Raw genomic sequence first — 17,840 nt, forward strand, 5'->3', positions numbered from 1 at the left:
GGGCCCAGCACCGCCCCGGCCGACGGTCGCGATCCGCCAGCACCACGCGTGCCTTCGTTTCGGACACGAGCTTGTCGATGAACGCCCTGCCCATCGCGCCCGCGCCAAGACCAGACAGTTCCCGACTAATGGCTCACATGCTGGCGAGGATCTGGTCGGCGGTCTTGATCCAGATGTAGGGCTTGGGGTTGTCGTTCCAGGTATCGATCCACGCGCGGATATCGGCGTTGAGTTGGCGCACCGAGGTGTGGGCGCCGCGACGAAGCTTTTTGGTCGTCAACTCGGCGAACCATCGTTCGACGAGGTTGAACCACGACGAACTGGTAGGAGTGCAGTGCAAGACGAACCGGGGATGGTTGGTCAGCCAAGGCTTTACCGCCGGTGTCTGGTGCGTGGAGGCATTGTCGAGCACCAGGTGCACGTCGAGGTCGTCGGGAACTTCGGCGTCGATCTTGCGCAGGAACGCCAGGAACTCGCTGGCCCGATGTCGCGAGTGCAGGGCTCCGATGACCTTGCCGGTGGTCAGGTCCAGCGCGGCATACAGGCTGGAGGTGCCATGGCGGACGTAGTCGTGGGTGGCCCGCGCCGGAGTGCCCGGCAGCATCGGAAACACCGGTGCGGTGCGGTTGAGGGCTTGGATTTGGGTCTTCTCATCCACGCACAGGACCAGGGCCCGTTCCGGCGGGTCCAGGTAAAGCCCGACGACATCGCGAACCTTGGCCACGAACAACGGATCCTTCGACAACTTGCACGAATCCTGCTTGTGCGGGGCAAGTCCGAACGCCCGCCATACCCGCGACACCATCGACTGCGACGACCCCAGATGCTCAGCCATCGACCGCGTCGACCAGTGCGTGGCGTCTTTGGGCGCGGTCTCCAACGTGGCCACGATCAACTCCTCGATCCGCTCGTCGCCCACAATGCGCGGGCGGCCCGGACGCGGCTCATCGAGCAATCCCTCGAGCCGGCCCGTCACAAACCGCGTGCGCTGCAGACGTGAATATCGAGTTTGTCTGCGATCGCGGTATTGCTCAGCCCATCAGCAGCTGCCAACACAATCCGCGACCTCATCGCCAAAGCATTCGCGCTAGTGGACCGCCGCGACCACGACACCAACTCAGAACGTTCATCCTCGGTCAAAACCACCACCGGAGCGACAGGGTTCGGCACACCCCAAACCTAAATGCTACCAACCAATTAACGACTCAGGACACTAGGTCGGTTTGACCGGCGGTGGGGGTTGGTAGGGGTCGTACCACCACCATTGGGCGCGCTCGCCGGTGGGCCCGGGGCACGGTGGGACGGCGGGCGGGGGCCCAGTGGGTGGGCGCGCCAGCGATCCTGGGCTCAGTACTTGGCCGGCGTTGTCGGTGACGCGCAGAGCGTCTGCGGGTCCGGCGATGGTAATGACGCCGCGGTGGTGCAGCCGGTGGTGATAGGGGCAGAGCAGCACCAGGTTGGCCAATTCGGTGGGGCCGCCGTCTTCCCAGTGCCGCAGGTGGTGGGCGTGCAGGCCGCGGGTGGCACCACAGCCGGGAACCGCACAGCACCGGTCGCGGTACTCCAGGGCGCGGCGAAGCCGCCGGTTGATCAGCCGGGTCGCCCGGCCGGCACCGATGGGCTCGCCGTGGCGTTCCAACCACACTTCACACGTGGCGTCGCAGGTCAGGTAGCGGCGGTCGGCGTCGGATAGCAGCGGACCCAGATGCACTGCAGCGGCGCGTCGCTCGACGTCGAGGTGGACCACCACGGTGGTGTGCTGCCCGTGGGGGCGGCGGGCCGCATCGGCGTCCCAGCCCGCCTCGACCAGGCGTAGAAACGCCTCGAGGGTGCCCGGCAGCGGCGGCCGCTGATCTGGGGCGCCCTTGCCGTCGCCGTGATCGTGCTTCCATTCGGCGATCAGCGCCTCCCGATGCGACGCCAGCGCGGTGTCGAATTTCGCCGCGTCGGGGTGCGGAAGGGTGATCCGATAACAGCTGCCCTGCCCGTTGCTGGTCTTGGTGATCGAGCGCTGCGATTCGGGTCGGGGGTCAAGTTCGGGGCGGGGTTCGAGCTTGATCGCGGTACGCAGCTGGGTGACCGTGGCGACCCCGGCCAGCTGCGCGTAGTGCTCATCGGAGCCCTCGCCGGCCCGGGCTGCGATGACCCCGACCTGATCCAGCGACAACCGGCCCTCCCGCAGGCCCTGGGCGCAGCGCGGGAACTCCGCAAGCCGGCGCGCGACAGTGGTGAGGGTGTGGGCGGTGGCCGGCGAGCAACCGGTCTTCCAGGCCACCAAAGCCGGCACCGACCGCGCCCCGGTGATGCCACCCAATTGATCCCGATCAATCTCGGCGACGATCTCCACCAGGCGCCCGTCAATCGCATTGCGCTGACCGGTCAACTCCGCCAACTCCTCGAACAACACCTCAAGACGCTCGCCAGGACTCACCGCCACGGCGTCAGCAGATCCGGTCGAAGACATGACGCCATCATCGCAACCACCACCGACAAAACCCGGCCCAACCGGACTGCAACAGCTCTACCCGCTACGACAGACACCGCGAAACTCGATTCGCCGATCAACGCCATGCCGTGGCGCCCGCGTCGACGACTAGGTAGCCGGCCCCGACGGTGCGCATCCGCCCGAAGGGCTATTCGTTCGGGTCCGAGAGGCCCGGTATCTTACCGAATCCGTTTGGCCCGTGACTATTACGTTCGCGTCGATGGGTGCGACTACTCGGTCGACCCGCGGGTCATCGGTGGGTTCGTCGACGTCACCGCCAGCCTGACCGAGGTCCTGATCTCCTGCGACGGCCAGGTAGTCGCCCGCCACGATCGCTGCTGGGCCAAGCATGCGGTCATCACCGATCCCGGCCATGTGGCTTCGGCTGCGGTGCTGCGTCATCAGCACATCGACCGCCAACGCCAGCGCCGCCGCGCCACCCGCCATCACCTCGACGGCCACGCCGTGGCGCTACGGGCGCTCCCGGACTACGACGCCCTGTTCGGCGTCGACTTCACCACCGACCCCACACCGTTCGACGACACCCCACCCATCGCTACGGAGAACACACCATCGTGACCACCACAACCAAGACCACCGCTGAACCCACCGCGCTCAAGGACTCCCGGATACCGGCTGACGGATTACCTTCGCAGCTGGCCTACCTGACCCGAGTCCTCAAGACCCCCACCATCGGACGGTGCTGGGAGGACCTGGCCGATCAGGCCCACGACGAGAACTGGTCCCACGAGGAATACCTCGCCGCCTTATTGCAGCGCCAAGTCGCCGACCGCGAGTCCGCCGGCACGATCATGCGGATCCGCACCGCCCACTTCCCCCAAGTCAAGACCTTGGAGGACTTCAACCTCGACCATCTACCCTCACTGCGCCGAGACATATTGGCGCACTTGGCTACCGGCACCTTCGTCCCGAAGGCGGAGAACGTGATCCTGCTCGGACCACCGGGTATCGGGAAGACCCACCTCGCGATCGGGTTGGGCATCAAGGCCGCCCACGCCGGCTACTCGGTGCTGTTCGACACCGCGTCGAACTGGATCGCCCGCCTCGGCGCCGCCCACCAGGCCAACCGACTGGAAGCCGAGCTGAAGAAGATCCGCCGCTACAAGCTCATCATCATCGACGAAGTCGGCTACATTCCGTTCGACCAAGACGCGGCGAACCTGTTCTTCCAGTTGATCGCCTCCCGCTACGAGATCGGGTCGATCATGGTCACCAGCAACCTCCCGTTCGGCCGGTGGGGCGAGACGTTCTCCGACGACGTCGTCGCCGCAGCGATGATCGACCGACTCGTCCACCACGCCGAAGTACTCACCCTGACCGGGGACTCCTACCGCACCCGGGCACGGCGCCAACTACTCGCCAAGGACCGCACCACCGACTGAGCCAAGCCCCCTCACTACCGCACCGCGATCACGCCGCGCGGCACCATAAGGACGTCACACCGCACCAGTTCGATACTGGTGCGAAAACCGGTGCATACCGTCGTCGAAACCGTCGAGATGCCAACCCATCGAGGCAAAGAAATCGAACGCCGGGCGATTGTCCGGATCGACGAATGCGATCCACTGCTGCGTCGGCGGATGCCCGTCCCAGGCCAACACCGAGGCCAACACCTGACGCCCCAGACCTGAACGCCGCCTCTGCGGGCAGACAGCCAGGTCGGTGATCGCGTGCGCGTCACCCGCAGGATCCCAGGCGCACCCGGTGAGACCCACCGCTGCACCATCGGCAGCAGTAATCACTAGCTCAACACCGTCGTCTGACGATAAGACGTGTTCGAGCCAGTCCCGATCGAGCGGACCCAGCTTGCGGCTGAGTTCCACATCCTCGAACCAACCCGCAATCCACTCCCAGTCGGCACGCACTATCCGACGAACGTGCAAACCCCCCGCTGCCGACGACTCCACAACACCATCATTTCAGCTCAGCCAAGACCGTCGAGCCCCGCAGACACCACCTGTGGGTGTCAATCCCAATCCGTCGCGGAGGGGTCGATTCCAATCCGACGTTGACAACAGCGCGAACACGTATTCGCCGCAATGAGATTGCGACGCCCCGCATAGCTACGCGGCGGCTCAGCATCTTGTTCCGTCACACCGCCTATCCCTTGGCCCATTGCGCCCGCGCTGACGACCAGCCTGTCGGCCTCGATGCTGCGCACGCGCCTGACGGCTATCCCTTCGGGTCCGATAACCCCGGTAAGTACGGGGGAATGCCTTCCGTGGTCCATCCCGCCGGCTGATTGAGCCAGGCTTCCGGAAGCTTCGGCAGCGTGCAGTCGTTCTCGTACGCTGAGCACCCCACCGAAAGGCCGATATGTACTGCGACATCGGCCAGTTCGCTCAAATCGATCCCGGTGCCCATTGGCATGATGTGAACCACGCAGTCCCCCACCACCGCCCTCACATGGCCCAGGTAATACAGCACAAACACGTATTCGCCGGGTCGAGCACCGGCGATTTCATAGGCTTCCGGATTCGGCCGATGCAAGTCCAGGCCCGGCACGCATTCCTCGCGGATCATCTCTCGGATTTCGTTCGCCCGCTGTTCGCCGTCTGCAGCTTGATAGATCGACACAGTCACGCTGCGGCTGCGCCCGGTTTCCTGGTCTGCCCAGCCGCACAACAGCGAGTTCTCCCAGAACTTCTGGGCAGCCTCCGAGGTGGGCCGCATGTTGGTCGGCGCCATGGCGCTGATGCCGAAATAAGGCTCCAGCTTCCGGGCAATGAGATTGCGACGTCCCGCATAGCTACGCGGCGGCTCAGCATCTTGATCCGTCAAGCCGCCTATCCCTTCGTCTGGGGGAATGCCGTGATGACCTTCCCGTCGGTCGCGGAAATGACTACGCGGGTGGTGAAGACGTAAGTGCCGTCCGAGCTCGAGATCCTCCGGTACAGGGCAAACGTGTCATTGTCTTGGTTGTTCTCCACCCGTTCTGGGCAAGCCAGGGTCTGAGCTGTCGAGTAATCAGCGAGGTACCGCCAATTGCCCGCGGTCGGCCATCGTGAGTTGGCTACCAGATCCCAATGGTCCTCATGTTCTTTCTCGATGTGCAGCAGCCCGTAATTTGTCATTGCCGCAGTACAACGCTGAATCACCCCCAGGCAACGAGCGGAATCCCGCGCTGATCGGCGCGTGGTAGAACGTCCTGACGACTTTGCCCGGGTCCTGCCCGCGTGCCCGGCATGCCCCCACACCTTGGGCTGATAAGGAGGGAATGGCACTGGCGCGGGAGGGGGCCCCAACGGCTCGGGGCCGAATCCGACGGCTTGATAGGACGGCCCCTGAGAATCCCCACCCACACTCGGGAATCCGCAGCGGTCCCCTCAACGACTCGAGTGATTTCTCGCGTCTTGGCCGCCAGAAATTGGGAGAAGGCCGTCGCACCCGGCGGGGTGTCCGGAGCGAAAGACTCCTGGTTCGCGACGGCAGTCTCGATTTCGGCGCTGATCGCGTCGATCTGCCGTCGCCCACGCACGGCGCCCTCATAGGCGGCCTGCAGCGTCGGAGCGACGAGCTCATCGGCCTCGCTGGGCACTCGGAGAGCCCTGGCGAGCACCGCTTCACATCCCCGCGCCGCGTCTGCACCGAGACCAGTCTCTTCCGCCACGTCGAAACGCTATTCACCAGCGACAACCAGCGACAAGTCACCTTTCTTGCCACGTCCGGCGCCAGTTACTAGGATATGCAACTATCCCCTCTTTGGCGAGTAGAGACATACGAGGACACGATGACCACACAGATCCCGCACTTCATCGACGGCAAGCGTGCCGCCGGCACGTCCGCCCGCACCGCTGACGTGTTCAACCCCAGCACAGGGCAGGTGCAGGCGCAGGTGCCGATGGCCGGCCAGGCGGACATCGACGTAGCGGTCGCGTCGGCCGTCGAGGCCCAAAAGGGTTGGGCGGCATGGAACCCGCAGCGCCGCGCCCGGGTGATGATGCGCTTCATCGATCTGGTCAACCAGCACATGGACGAGCTGGCCGAGCTGCTGTCGCTGGAGCACGGCAAGACCGTCGCCGACGCGCGCGGCGACATCCAACGCGGCATCGAGGTGATCGAGTTCGCCATCGGCATCCCCCACCTGCTCAAGGGCGAGTACAGCGAGGGCGCCGGCCCGGGCATCGACGTGTACTCGCTGCGCCAGCCGCTGGGTGTGGTTGCCGGCATCACGCCGTTCAACTTCCCGGCGATGATCCCGCTGTGGAAGGCGGGGCCGGCCCTCGCCTGCGGCAACGCGTTCATCCTCAAGCCCAGCGAGCGCGACCCGTCGGTCCCGGTGCGGCTGGCCGAGCTGTTCCTCGAGGCCGGCCTGCCGCCCGGCGTGTTCCAGGTGGTGCACGGCGACAAGGAGGCCGTCGACGCCATCCTGCACCACCGGAACATCCAGGCGGTGGGTTTCGTCGGCAGCTCCGACATCGCCCAGTACATCTACGCGACTGCCGCGGCCACCGGCAAGCGGTCGCAGTGCTTCGGCGGCGCCAAGAACCACATGATCGTGATGCCCGACGCCGACCTTGACCAGGCCGTCGACGCGCTGATCGGGGCCGGGTACGGCAGCGCCGGCGAGCGGTGCATGGCGATCAGCGTCGCGGTGCCCGTCGGCGAACAGACCGCGGAACGGTTGCGCGCCAGGCTTGTCGAGCGAATCAACAACCTGCGGGTGGGCCACAGCCTGGACCCCAAGGCCGACTACGGACCCCTGATCACCGAGGCCGCGCTGGCGCGGGTGCGCGGCTACATCGCCCAGGGCGTCGAGGCGGGCGCCGAGCTCGTGGTCGACGGCCGTGAGCGGGCCAGCGACGACCTGACCTTCGGTGACGCCAACCTCGAGGGCGGATTCTTCATCGGCCCAACGCTGTTCGACCACGTCACCCCCGACATGTCGATCTACACCGACGAGATTTTCGGGCCGGTGCTGTGCATCGTGCGCGCCCACGATTACGAAGAGGCGCTGCGGTTGCCCTCGGAGCACGAGTACGGCAACGGCGTGGCGGTCTTCACCCGCGACGGCGACGCCGCCCGCGACTTCGTCTCCCGGGTGCAGGTGGGCATGGTCGGTGTGAACGTGCCGATCCCGGTTCCGGTGGCCTACCACACCTTTGGCGGTTGGAAGCGCTCGGGCTTCGGTGACCTCAACCAGCATGGCCCCTCGTCCATCATCTTCTACACCAAGACCAAGACAGTGACGTCGCGGTGGCCGTCCGGCATCAAGGACGGCGCCGAATTCATCATCCCCACAATGGATTAGGACCCTATGTTCACCCTGAACGATGACGAGCGCGTCATCACCGAGACGGCCGCGGCGTTCGCCGCCAAACGGCTCGCCCCGCACGCCCTGGACTGGGACGCCGCCAAGCATTTCCCGACGGACGTCCTGCGCGAGTCCGCCGAGCTCGGTATGGCAGCGATCTACTGCCGCGAGGACGTCGGCGGCAGCGGGTTGCGCCGCCTCGACGGGGTCCGCATCTTCGAGCAGCTGGCCGTCGCCGACCCGACCACCGCGGCCTTCCTGTCCATCCACAACATGTGTGCGTGGATGATCGACACGTTCGGCACCCCGGAGCAGCGTAAGACGTGGGTACCGCGCCTGGCCGCGATGGACGTCATCGCCAGCTACTGCCTCACCGAGCCCGGGGCCGGATCGGACGCCAGCGCGCTGAGCACGCGTGCGGTCAGACACGGCGGTGACTACGTGCTGGACGGCGTCAAGCAGTTCATCTCCGGCGCCGGCGCCTCGGACGTCTACGTCGTGATGGCACGAACGGGTGGACCGGAACAGCCCGGACCGCGTGGCATCTCGACGTTCATCGTCGAAAAGGGCGCTGCCGGGGTGAGTTTCGGCGCGCCGGAAGAGAAGATGGGCTGGCACGCGCAACCCACCGCGCAGGTGATCCTGGAGGGGGTGCGGGTGCCCGCCGATGCGATGCTGGGCGGCGCGGACGGCGAGGGCGCCGGGTTCGGCATCGCTATGAACGGCCTCAACGGCGGCCGGCTCAACATCGCGGCCTGCTCGCTGGGCGGCGCGCAGGCCGCCTTCGATAAGGCCGGGGCCTACGTGCGGGAACGGCAGGCGTTCGGCAAGGCGCTGCTCGATGAGCCGACGGTGCGGTTCACCCTGGCCGACATGGCTACCGGCCTTGAGACGTCACGAATGATGCTGTGGCGGGCCGCAAGTGCGCTCGACGCGGACGATCCCGACAAGGTCGAGCTGTGCGCGATGGCCAAGCGCTACGTCACCGACACCTGCTTCGAGGTTGCCGACAAGGCACTGCAGCTGCACGGCGGATACGGTTACCTGCGGGAATACGGCCTGGAGAAGATCGTCCGCGACCTGCGCGTGCATCGGATCCTGGAGGGCACCAACGAAATCATGCGGGTGGTCGTCGGGCGGGCCGAGGCCTCGCGGTTCCGCAAAACGGCTTAGAAAGGCGACCATGGCTCAGCTTGCCAGCATTGCTTTCCTCGGACTGGGCAACATGGGTGGGCCCATGTCGGCCAATCTGGTGCGAGCCGGCTACAGGGTGCGCGGGTTCGACCCGGTGCCCGCGGCAGCGGCGGCCGCGACCGGCCACGGCGTCGCGGTGTTCGACAGCGCCGCCGATGCGGTCGAGGACGCCGACGTGGTCATCACGATGCTGCCCAATGGGAACGTGGTCAAACGCTGCTATGCCGAGATCCTGCCGGCGGCGCAACCGGGGGCGTTGTTCATCGACAGCTCGACGATCTCGGTGAACGACGCACGCGAGGTCCACGAGCTGGCGGCGTCCCGCGGGGTCGCGCAGCTGGACGCGCCGGTGTCCGGCGGCGTCAAGGGCGCCGTGGCCGGCACGCTGGCGTTCATGGTCGGCGGGGACGAATCCGCGCTGCAGCGGGCGCGCCCGATGCTGGAACCCATGGCGGGCAAGGTGATTCACTGCGGCGCCGCCGGGGCGGGTCAGGCCGCCAAGGTCTGCAACAACATGGTGCTGGCGGTGCAGCAGATCGCGATCGGCGAGGCATTCGTGCTGGCCGAGAAGCTGGGACTGTCCGCCCAGTCCCTCTTCGACGTCATCACGGGCGCCACCGGCAATTGCTGGGCGGTGCACACCAACTGCCCGGTGCCGGGCCCGGTGCCGACGTCTCCGGCCAACAACGACTTCAAGCCGGGCTTCGCGACGGCGTTGATGAACAAGGACCTCGGGCTTGCGATGGACGCGGTCGCCTCCACGGGTTCGTCCGCTCCGCTGGGTACGCACGCCGCCGACATCTACGCTCAGTTCGCCGCTTCCGACGCGTCCCACGCCACCCTGGACTTCAGCGCCGTCATCGAGATGCTCCGCAACGGCTAACGGTTCTCGGCGAGGGCGCCGCGAACGAAGGTCGCCAGCGCGCGCGCCGGGAGATTCGCCTTCAGCGACCCGTTGGCCGCCCGTTGCAGCGCCAACCCGTGCGAGAGCGCGATCTGCGAGACGCCGAATTCGTAAGGACTGAGCGCGGATTCGATGCCGAGGCGCGCGAAATGGGTGCCGATCAGTTCGCCCAGCCGGCGCCGGTAGGACTCGTAGATCTCCCCGAACTCGTCGGCTTTGGCGCCCCCGCGCATCGAGTAGAGCTGGAACTCGGTGGTCAGCAGGCACCAGCTGCTGTCCTCGCCGAGCACCCGGTAGCGGCGTTCGATCGCGGGAGCGAGGCCGTCGGCGGACTTGATGCGGTCGAGCGCACGGCTGAGCGTCTCGATCTCCTCGTCGAGGTGGTGGCGGATGAGCTCGAGAAACAGCTCGTCCTTCGAATCGAAGTTCGAGTAGAACGCGCCGCGCGAGAAGCCGGCCTCGTCGGCGATGACGTCGATAGGTGCGGCCTCGAAGCCGACACGGCAGAACACCCGTCCCGCGGCTTCGACGAGCCGTTGGCGGGTCTGTTCCCGTTGCTCGGTGCGGCTCAAGCGAACCATCGGCAGCCTCCTGATTCATGCGCTTGACACCAGCGTGTCAGAACCGCATTCTGATACACAACTGTATCTGGATTTGCCACTGCATCGAAGCGGCATGACCACGACGAGGTGTCATCGTGATCGACCAAGGCGAACTACCCGGGGCCGCAGCATGGATCGGGGAAAACGAAACCCTCACCAGCCGGCGGGGCCATCGCATCGCGTATCGGCGGCGCGGGAGGGGACCGACAGTGCTGCTGCTGCACGGTTTCCCGACCTGGTCTTACGACTACGCCGCGCTGGCCGGCGATCTCGCTCGGGACCACGACGTCATCACCCTGGACTTCCTGGGCTACGGCGCGTCGGACAAGCCGAACCCGTACGACTACTCGGTGGCCGAATCCGCGGACACCGTCGAGGATCTCGCCGCCCACCTCGGCATGCACGCGGCGACCCTGGTGGTCCACGACTACGGCGGCATCGTCGGGCAGGAGCTCGCCGACCGCGCCAATCGAGGACGCCTCAGCTTCACCATCGACCGCCTCGTCGTCTTGAACTGTGGCATCGTCTACAGCGCCTACCGCCCGACCCGCCTGCAGAGGCTACTGATCATGCCGGTCGTCGGCAGGCTGCTGGCGGCCCGCGTCGACGCCGCGCGGGTCCGGTCCGGGCTCGACGCGGTGCGCGGATCACGGCTTACCGACACCGAATTCGACGACCTGTGGCTGGGCATGTCACGAGACGGCGGCCACAAGCTGGCGCACCTGCTGATCAGGTACAACGCCGAGCGGGCGACCCATCACCGCCGCTGGGAAGCGGCGTTGGCCGAGTGGAACGGGCCGCTGCAGCTGGTGTGGGGGCTCGACGATCCCGTATCGGGCCGCCACGTCCTCGACCGGGCCACCGAGGTCCTGCCGCGCGCCTCCGTGACCGAACTTCCAGGGGTCGGCCACTACCCCCAGTCCGAAGCCGCAACGGCCGTCGCCGCGGCGATACGGCGGCGGTGAAACTCAGAAGTCGCCAGCGTTGCGCCGCAACGTCTCCACCGAGGAGACCAGGGCGCGCGATTCGGTGTCGGACATCCCGATATCGGCGAACACCTGCTCGTTGAGCGTGACGGTGGCGTCCTCGACGGTGGAGCGGCCCAGATCGGTGATCTCCACCAGCGTCGTCCGGCCGTCGGTGGGGTGCGGCACCCGCTTCACCAGCCCGTCGGCCTCGAGCCGGCGGATCGCGTGCGTCACGCTCGTGACGTGTACCTGCAGCCGGTCAGATGCCTTGGTGATCGGCAGGGCACCGGTTCGACTGAACGCCAGCAGCCGCAGCAACTCGAACCGGGAAAAACTGAGATCGTAAGGGCGCAAGGCGGATTCGACTCGCGCGAGCAGAATCTGGTGCGCCCGCATCACGGACGTCACCGCGACCATGCCCTGCGCGACGTCGCCCCAGCCAGCGTGCTCCCAGTTGGCGCGGGCGAGCGCGATCGGGTCGCGGTGTCGAGGTTGTGCGGCGGCCACGCCCCTTCATACCGCACTTACAGCGAACGCTGCAGCAACACCTGTCCGTTGTCGGCGGAGACCACCTGCACGGCGGCGATCTGATCGACCGGCGTCGAGATGCTGCCCGCGGGCGTCGCGGTGTGGCCGGGCTCGGCCACCCACGTCGCCAGGCGCGTCTGGCTACCGTCTCGGCCCACCACCACCATCGCCAGGGTGTCGTGGTGCGCGGTTAGCGGGGCCAGGCAGACACAGTTCAAATTGATCGCCGTGCCCCAGTGCTGACTGTTCAGCTGCACGGTCGACGTCAGCAGATTGGTGCCGATCTGCGCCATCGGCTGCGAGGACGCGGCCACCTGCGGCGTGGGCAGCGACGAGAACTGCTCGACACCGACAAACACGCCGACGCCCAGCAGCACGGCCGCCGCGGCCATCAAGGTCACGACGCGGGTGCGGCGCCGACGCCAGCGAACCGTGGCCAGCAGCGACGGCAGGAGCCCCGGCGCCAGTTCCGGAGTCGACGGGACCGCACCCGGCTCGTCCATGGCCGCCACGTCCCGGTGGCTCAGCTGCGAGAGCAGGGCCGGCACGCCGCTGAGGTCGGCGACGGCCTCGCGGCAGGCCGGGCAACCGGCCATGTGATCCTCGAATTCGCGGCGGTCGGCCGGCGACAACGACCCCAGCACGTATGCGGCATCCCACATCGCGTACCGGTCACGGGGCGGACCGCTGCCCCCGACCTGGCCTTCTACCGGCGTCCTCATGTTGTCCATCTCCTGTCACCCTTCAAGCATCTGAGAGCACGTCATCGCGTGACTCCAAGTTCCTGGAGAGTGAGCCGCAACGCCCGTACGGCATAGTGTAGTCGCGACTTCACTGTCCCCTCGGCGATTCCGAGGTCGGCGGCGATCTGCGCGGTGGTCCAGCCCCGGTAGTACGACCGTTCGATCACGGCCCGATGCTCGCCCGAAAGCTGGGCCATCGCATCGGCGATCAGCAACCGGTCCAGGGCCGCATTGACCTCGTCCGGAGTCGACTGCTCCGGGGTACCCGATTCGTCCGTCGACCCGACGACGTTGCGATATCGCGCGCTACGCCGGTCGTCGATGATCATGTTCCGGGCGACGGTGAACAACCAGGCCCGCGCCGACCGCTCCGTGTCGCCGATGACCTCCGGATGTTGCCACGCCCGCAACAGAGTCTCTTGGACGACGTCCTCCGACAGGCTCGCGTCGCCGGTCAGCCGCAGCGCATAGCGCCACAGGACCGCCGCGTGCTCGTCGTAGAGCGCCTTCATCAGAGCGGCCTCGGCGGCCCCGGACGCTCCCCAAGTGCCGGTCACACGAGCCACTCGATCACCTCCGCCTACAAATACGAGCGGACCTGGTGTTTAGTTCAGGGGCCTAACTTAGTGTCAGTATGCGCGGCCCCGCGTCGGTGACGGCCACGGTGTGCTCCCAGTGCGCGGCACGGGACCCGTCGGCGGTGGTCACCGTCCACTCGTCGTCCTGCACCACCGTCTTGCCCGTCCCGAGCGTCAGCATCGGCTCGATGGCCAACACGGAGCCCGGCGCCAGAGTCGGGCCCCGGCCGGGCGAACCTTCGTTGGGCAGGAACGGATCCATGTGCATATGCCGGCCGATGCCGTGCCCGCCGTAGCCCTCCACGATGCCGAAGGCCCGGCCGTGGCGGGCCTCGGCCGCGCGTGTGCCCAGTTCGATGGCGTGCGCCACGTCGGTCAACCGGTTGCCGGCGACCATCGCCGCGATCCCGGCCTCCAGCGACGCCCTGGTCGCGTCGCTGAGCGCTTCGTCGGCCGGGTCGAGAGTCCCGATGCCGAAGGTGACCGCGGCGTCGCCGTGCCAGCCGTCGAGCACCGCGCCGCAGTCGATGGACACCAGGTCCCCGGGCACCAGGATCTCCGCCGCGGACGGGATGCCATGGACAACCCGGTCGTTGACGGACGCGCAGATCGACGCCGGGTAACCGTGGTAGCCCAGGAACGACGGGATGGCGCCGGCCTCGCGGATCACGGATTCGGCGATCTCGTCGAGGCTCAGGGTCGACGCGCCAGCGACCGCGGCGGCCTGGACGGCGCGCAGCGCGGCGGCCACCACGGCGCCCGCCGCCGCCATCGCGTCGAGCTCGGCGGGGGTGCGCTGCGGTACGACCCTGCGGCTGCGCAGGCGGCCCAGCGTCTTCATGCTTACTTGCCCAGCGCCCGGAGCGCGCGGGCGAAAACCTCGTCCAGGGAGCCGACGGCGTCGACGGTCTTCAACTCGTCGCTGTAATACTCCAGCAGCGGGGCGGTCTCGTCGCGGTAGACCCGCATCCGGTTGAGGATGATGTCGTCGGTGTCGTCGGCACGGCCGCGGCCCTTGAGCCGCTGCAGCAACTCGTCCTCCGAGACGCGGAATTCCAGCACCGCGTCGATGTCGGTGCCGCGACGTTCGAGCATCTCGTGCAGGGCCTTGGCCTGCTCGAGCGAGCGCGGATACCCGTCCAGGATGAAGCCGTTCGCGGCGTCGGGGTCGTTCAGCCGGTCGTCGACGAGCTGGTTGGTCAGGTCGGAGGGGACCAGGTCGCCGGCGTCCAGGTAGCGCTTGGCCTCCACACCGAGCTTGGTTCCGTTCTCGATGTTGCTGCGGAACAGTTCCCCCGTGGAGATCTGCGGGATGCCGAGCTTCTCGGAGAGCTTCTGGGCCTGCGTTCCCTTGCCCGCCCCGGGCGGTCCCAGCAAAACGACTCTCACTTCAGGAACCCTTCATAGTTGCGCTGCATGAGCTGACTCTCGATCTGCTTGACCGTATCCAAACCGACGCCAATCATGATCAAAACCGCGGTGCCGCCGAACGGCAAGTTCTGCACCGCCCCGCCGTTGCCGATCTGCAGGAACATGTTCGGCAAAACCGCTATTGCGCCGAGGTAGATCGAGCCGGGCAGCGTGATCCGGCTGAGCACATAGCGCAGGTAGTCGGCGGTAGGCTTGCCCGGCCGGATGCCGGGGATAAACCCACCGAACTTCTTCATCTCGTCGGCGCGCTCGTCCGGGTTGAACGTGACCGAGACGTAGAAGTACGTGAAGAAGATGATCAGGCCGAAGTAAATGCTGATGTAGACGGGGTGGCTCGGGTCGGACAGATAGGTGCCGACGAACTTGTCCCACCAGCTGTTGCCCACGCCGCCGCTGCCGCTGCGCACCAGCTGGGTGATCAGGTGCGGGATGTAGATGAGCGACGACGCGAAGATCACCGGGATGACGCCGGCCTGGTTGACCTTGAGCGGCAGGTACGTCGAGGTGCCGCCATACATGCGGCGGCCGACCATGCGCTTGGCGTACTGGACGGGGATGCGGCGCTGGCCCTGCTCGACGAACACCACGCCGACGATGATCGCCAGCGCCGCGACGCAGACCGCCGCGAAGATGGCCCCGCCCCGGCTGTCCAGGATGGTCTTGCCCTCCCCGGGGATGCGCGCGGCGATGCCGACGAAGATCAGGAGCGACATGCCGTTGCCGATGCCGCGCTCGGTGATCAGCTCGCCCATCCACATCACCAGCGCCGCGCCGGCTGTCATCACCAGCACGATGACCACCAGCGTGAAGATGCTCTGGTCGGCGATGATGTCCAGCGAGCAGCCCTGCAACAGCCCACCGTTCGCCGCCAGGGCCACGATGCTGGTGGCCTGCAGGATCGCCAGCGCGACGGCCAGATAACGCGTGTACTGCGTCATCTTGGCCTGGCCGGACTGGCCTTCCTTGCGCAGCTCCTCGAAACGCGGGATCACCACCGTGAGCAGCTGGGTGATGATGCTGGCGGTGATGTAGGGCATCACCCCGACCGCGAACACGGTCAGCTTGAGCAGTGCGCCCCCGGAGAACAGGTTGATCAGCGAGTAAATCTGACCGGCAGCGCCGCTGCTGGCCTCCTTGATGCACTGCTGGACGTTCGGGTAGTTCACACCTGGAGACGGAAGTGCGGCGCCGACCCGGTAGAGAAGGATGATGCCAAGCGTGAAAAAGATCTTCCGTCTCAGGTCGACTGTCCGCAGCGACGAGATGAAAGCCGAAAGCACTCTATCCTCCTGCGCAGCGGGGGTCAGTCCTGCATCACGCGCCCACCCGCAGGCCAGGACGTACGGCGTCGCGCGTCAAATCGTGTACGAGACTAACAGCTGGTCGACGCAGGTCGGGCCAAGGGCCTTAGAGAGCCTTTAAATCCGCGCGCCGCAACGGGCCGCCGGGCGGCGTAGAGTTTTGTTGGCTCGTTGCATTTGCTAAGTAAATAGGAGCAGCATGACGCGCACTGATCAGGACACCTGGGACTTGGCCTCCAGCGTCGGCGCCACGGCCACCATGGTGGCCGCCGCCCGGGCGGTAGCCAGCATGGGCACCAACCCGATCATCGACGACCCGTTCGCGGCCCCTCTCGTGCGGGCGGTGGGTCTGGACTTCTTCCGCCGCCTCGTCGACGGCGAGGTGGCACCCGTGGGCGTGGACGGCGGCGAGCGGGACCTGCAGCTCGAGACCGACTCGATCGCCGTGCGCACCCGATTCTTCGACGATTTCTTCCTCAATGCCGCCCGCGACGGCATCCGGCAATCGGTCATCCTTGCCGCCGGGCTCGACGCCCGCGCCTACCGGCTGGCCTGGCCGCCGGCGAGCGTGGTCTACGAGGTGGACCAGCCCAAGGTCGTCGAGTTCAAGACCACCACCATGGAGAACCTGGGCGCCAGCCCGGCCGTCGACCGTCGCACCGTCAGCGTCGATCTGCGCGATGACTGGCCGGAAGCTTTGCGGCGCAGCGGGTTTGACACCACGCAGCCCACCTCTTGGAGCGCCGAGGGTCTGCTCATGTACCTGCCCCCCGAGGCCCAGGATCGGCTCTTCGACAAGATCACCGAGCTGAGCGCGCCCGGCAGCAAGCTGGCGACCGAGTACCACGGCGACGCCGACCGGACGATGAGCGAACGCGCCAAGCAGTTCAACGAGCGGTGGGCCAACCTGGGTTGCGACATCGACCTGTCCGGGCTGTTCTTCGACGGCGACCGCAACAACGTGGTGGATTACCTGAACGACCGGGGCTGGCAGGTGACCACCCGCCCACGGCGGGAACTGTTCGCCGAGTATGGGCTGGTCTTTCCGGACGACGAGGAATCCCAGCTGCGGAACATCATCGCCGTCACCGCGACGCTGCGCTAGGAGCGCTAGCCCGACGGCGGCGACCCGCCGCGCCCGACCAAGCCGCGCTTGCGATCGCCGCTAGGCGGGATTGGCGGCCGGCGCCCGCACCACCATCGGCACGGCGGGGAAGCACCAGGCCATCTCGGAGCGCGACTTGCGCAGGGCGGCGGTGCCATAGCCGCGCTTGCGGTGCTCGGGGTGGATCCAGATCCGCACTTCGACCTCGCCGTTCAGCAGCTCGCCGAAGACCATCCCGACCTTCTGGCCCGAGTCGACGGCCACGAACCAGGCGGCCTCCTCGTCGCCGACACGCGCCAGTGCCGCGCCGATCTCGTCGTCGAGGTTGCCGGCGGGACCACCGGATCCGTCGCCGGCCGTCTTGATCTCCTCGGTGCGGGCGGCGAAGATGTCGCGGTCGTCCTGGGCGGAGAATGGCCGCAGCTCCAGGGTTTCGCCCGAGCTGGCCGGGCGCTCCCCCAGCGTGAAGCTCAGCTGCTTGTTCAGGTCTTCGAGTTCGGCCAGGATCTTCCGGCGCGAATCTTTGGTCAGCATGTCGAAGGACATGCCGACGATCGCCTCGGCGGCCACGTGCGACGTATCGAGCAAGGCGACGATCGCTTCCACCGCGGCCGCCTTGTTCTCCGACTCGACGACGATGTCGGCGATTTCGTGTCGGCGTTCAAGGGCTTTGAGCAGGGCGTCGGCAATCTCGCGACGGGCGGCTTTGCGATCTTGGTCGGTCAT

General features: G+C 66.9%; 17 protein-coding genes and 3 pseudogenes. 7 read left to right on the forward strand and 13 right to left on the reverse strand.

Annotated features, from left to right (window positions below):
• Positions 1-133 precede the first annotated feature (133 nt).
• Together SKC42_RS02205 and SKC42_RS02210 are read right to left on the reverse strand one after the other, a co-directional pair.
• Positions 134-1,170 (reverse strand): annotated as a pseudogene (locus SKC42_RS02205) (IS630 family transposase).
• A 43-nt stretch (positions 1,171-1,213) separates the two neighbouring features.
• Positions 1,214-2,464 carry an HNH endonuclease signature motif containing protein gene (locus SKC42_RS02210; RefSeq protein ID WP_330962691.1) on the reverse strand — a complete coding sequence of 417 codons (1,251 nt, stop codon included), beginning with the start codon at positions 2,462-2,464 and terminating at the stop codon, positions 1,214-1,216.
• A gap of 183 nt (positions 2,465-2,647) precedes the next feature.
• Between SKC42_RS02210 and SKC42_RS02215 the strand changes: the two are divergent.
• A pseudogene (locus SKC42_RS02215) lies at positions 2,648-3,064 on the forward strand (Mu transposase domain-containing protein); the annotation flags it as partial.
• A gap of 50 nt (positions 3,065-3,114) precedes the next feature.
• Positions 3,115-3,888: an IS21-like element helper ATPase IstB gene (istB, locus tag SKC42_RS02220; RefSeq protein WP_442931960.1), complete on the forward strand. Its 774-nt coding sequence runs from the start codon at positions 3,115-3,117 to the stop codon at positions 3,886-3,888.
• Positions 3,889-3,942: 54 nt separating this feature from the next.
• Here istB and SKC42_RS02225 read toward each other — a convergent pair whose 3' ends face one another.
• The 3 genes and pseudogenes from SKC42_RS02225 to SKC42_RS02235 all read right to left on the reverse strand — a co-directional run bounded on the left by SKC42_RS02225 (position 3,943) and on the right by SKC42_RS02235 (position 6,116).
• Positions 3,943-4,371, reverse strand: coding sequence for a GNAT family N-acetyltransferase (locus SKC42_RS02225; RefSeq protein WP_330962692.1), 429 nt, complete (start codon positions 4,369-4,371; stop codon positions 3,943-3,945).
• 307 nt (positions 4,372-4,678) lie between these two features.
• A complete protein-coding gene (locus SKC42_RS02230) occupies positions 4,679-5,194 on the reverse strand; it encodes a hypothetical protein (protein ID WP_330962969.1) in 516 nt (171 codons plus the stop codon).
• A 98-nt stretch (positions 5,195-5,292) separates the two neighbouring features.
• Positions 5,293-6,116: pseudogene (locus SKC42_RS02235) on the reverse strand (DUF4226 domain-containing protein).
• Between the two features lie 120 nt (positions 6,117-6,236).
• Here SKC42_RS02235 and SKC42_RS02240 point away from each other — a divergent pair.
• The 3 genes from SKC42_RS02240 to mmsB are packed head-to-tail and all read left to right on the forward strand — an operon-like array spanning position 6,237 to position 9,837.
• On the forward strand, positions 6,237-7,757 hold the full coding sequence (locus tag SKC42_RS02240) for a CoA-acylating methylmalonate-semialdehyde dehydrogenase (RefSeq protein ID WP_330962693.1): 1,521 nt from the start codon (positions 6,237-6,239) through the stop codon (positions 7,755-7,757).
• Between the two features lie 6 nt (positions 7,758-7,763).
• Positions 7,764-8,933, forward strand: a complete 1,170-nt coding sequence (locus tag SKC42_RS02245) for an acyl-CoA dehydrogenase family protein (protein ID WP_330962694.1) — start codon at positions 7,764-7,766, stop codon at positions 8,931-8,933.
• A gap of 10 nt (positions 8,934-8,943) precedes the next feature.
• Entirely contained in the window at positions 8,944-9,837 is an 894-nt protein-coding gene (mmsB, locus tag SKC42_RS02250) for a 3-hydroxyisobutyrate dehydrogenase (RefSeq protein ID WP_330962695.1), read from the forward strand.
• Here the strand turns inward: mmsB and SKC42_RS02255 are convergent.
• Positions 9,834-10,439 (reverse strand): TetR/AcrR family transcriptional regulator, encoded by a 606-nt coding sequence (locus SKC42_RS02255; RefSeq protein ID WP_330962696.1) that lies wholly within the window; start codon positions 10,437-10,439, stop codon positions 9,834-9,836. The genes mmsB and SKC42_RS02255 overlap by 4 nt on opposite strands.
• Positions 10,440-10,669: 230 nt before the next feature.
• Here SKC42_RS02255 and SKC42_RS02260 point away from each other — a divergent pair, with 230 nt between their 5' ends.
• Complete coding sequence (locus SKC42_RS02260) at positions 10,670-11,425, forward strand: alpha/beta fold hydrolase (protein ID WP_330962697.1); 756 nt, start codon at positions 10,670-10,672, stop codon at positions 11,423-11,425.
• A 3-nt stretch (positions 11,426-11,428) separates the two neighbouring features.
• Here SKC42_RS02260 and SKC42_RS02265 read toward each other — a convergent pair whose 3' ends face one another.
• The 6 genes from SKC42_RS02265 to secY all read right to left on the reverse strand — a co-directional run bounded on the left by SKC42_RS02265 (position 11,429) and on the right by secY (position 15,988).
• Positions 11,429-11,935, reverse strand: a complete 507-nt coding sequence (locus SKC42_RS02265; RefSeq protein WP_330962698.1) for a MarR family winged helix-turn-helix transcriptional regulator — start codon at positions 11,933-11,935, stop codon at positions 11,429-11,431.
• Between the two features lie 17 nt (positions 11,936-11,952).
• Entirely contained in the window at positions 11,953-12,687 is a 735-nt protein-coding gene (locus SKC42_RS02270) for an anti-sigma factor family protein (protein ID WP_330962699.1), read from the reverse strand.
• A 32-nt stretch (positions 12,688-12,719) separates the two neighbouring features.
• Positions 12,720-13,256 carry a sigma-70 family RNA polymerase sigma factor gene (locus SKC42_RS02275; RefSeq protein ID WP_442931961.1) on the reverse strand — a complete coding sequence of 179 codons (537 nt, stop codon included), beginning with the start codon at positions 13,254-13,256 and terminating at the stop codon, positions 12,720-12,722.
• A gap of 61 nt (positions 13,257-13,317) precedes the next feature.
• Positions 13,318-14,118, reverse strand: a complete 801-nt coding sequence (gene map / locus SKC42_RS02280; protein WP_330962701.1) for a type I methionyl aminopeptidase — start codon at positions 14,116-14,118, stop codon at positions 13,318-13,320.
• A 2-nt stretch (positions 14,119-14,120) separates the two neighbouring features.
• The gene (locus tag SKC42_RS02285; RefSeq protein ID WP_330962702.1) at positions 14,121-14,666 is read right to left on the reverse strand and encodes an adenylate kinase; all 546 of its coding nucleotides are present in this window, start codon (positions 14,664-14,666) and stop codon (positions 14,121-14,123) included.
• The gene (secY, locus tag SKC42_RS02290; protein ID WP_330962703.1) at positions 14,663-15,988 is read right to left on the reverse strand and encodes a preprotein translocase subunit SecY; all 1,326 of its coding nucleotides are present in this window, start codon (positions 15,986-15,988) and stop codon (positions 14,663-14,665) included. The genes SKC42_RS02285 and secY overlap by 4 nt, the downstream gene beginning before the upstream one ends.
• A gap of 220 nt (positions 15,989-16,208) precedes the next feature.
• On the opposite strand from secY, the gene SKC42_RS02295 reads away from it, so the two are divergent.
• A complete protein-coding gene (locus tag SKC42_RS02295; protein WP_330962704.1) occupies positions 16,209-17,114 on the forward strand; it encodes a class I SAM-dependent methyltransferase in 906 nt (301 codons plus the stop codon).
• A 60-nt stretch (positions 17,115-17,174) separates the two neighbouring features.
• Here the strand turns inward: SKC42_RS02295 and SKC42_RS02300 are convergent, their stop codons facing one another.
• Complete coding sequence (locus SKC42_RS02300; protein ID WP_330962705.1) at positions 17,175-17,840, reverse strand: GNAT family N-acetyltransferase; 666 nt, start codon at positions 17,838-17,840, stop codon at positions 17,175-17,177.

Source organism: Mycobacterium sp. 050134 (genome assembly GCF_036409085.1).
In the GTDB taxonomy this organism is placed as follows: Bacteria; Actinomycetota; Actinomycetes; order Mycobacteriales; family Mycobacteriaceae; genus Mycobacterium.

Coding starts and splice junctions, on each gene's coding strand:
- SKC42_RS02210 (WP_330962691.1), bottom strand. CDS start 2,464: ATGTCTTCGACCGGATCTGCTGACGCCGTGGCGGTGAGTCCTGGCGAG.
- SKC42_RS02230 (WP_330962969.1), bottom strand. CDS start 5,194: ATGGCGCCGACCAACATGCGGCCCACCTCGGAGGCTGCCCAGAAGTTC.
- SKC42_RS02240 (WP_330962693.1), top strand. CDS start 6,237: ATGACCACACAGATCCCGCACTTCATCGACGGCAAGCGTGCCGCCGGC.
- SKC42_RS02245 (WP_330962694.1), top strand. CDS start 7,764: ATGTTCACCCTGAACGATGACGAGCGCGTCATCACCGAGACGGCCGCG.
- mmsB (WP_330962695.1), top strand. CDS start 8,944: ATGGCTCAGCTTGCCAGCATTGCTTTCCTCGGACTGGGCAACATGGGT.
- SKC42_RS02255 (WP_330962696.1), bottom strand. CDS start 10,439: ATGGTTCGCTTGAGCCGCACCGAGCAACGGGAACAGACCCGCCAACGG.
- SKC42_RS02270 (WP_330962699.1), bottom strand. CDS start 12,687: ATGGACAACATGAGGACGCCGGTAGAAGGCCAGGTCGGGGGCAGCGGT.
- map (WP_330962701.1), bottom strand. CDS start 14,118: ATGAAGACGCTGGGCCGCCTGCGCAGCCGCAGGGTCGTACCGCAGCGC.
- SKC42_RS02295 (WP_330962704.1), top strand. CDS start 16,209: ATGACGCGCACTGATCAGGACACCTGGGACTTGGCCTCCAGCGTCGGC.
- SKC42_RS02300 (WP_330962705.1), bottom strand. CDS start 17,840: ATGACCGACCAAGATCGCAAAGCCGCCCGTCGCGAGATTGCCGACGCC.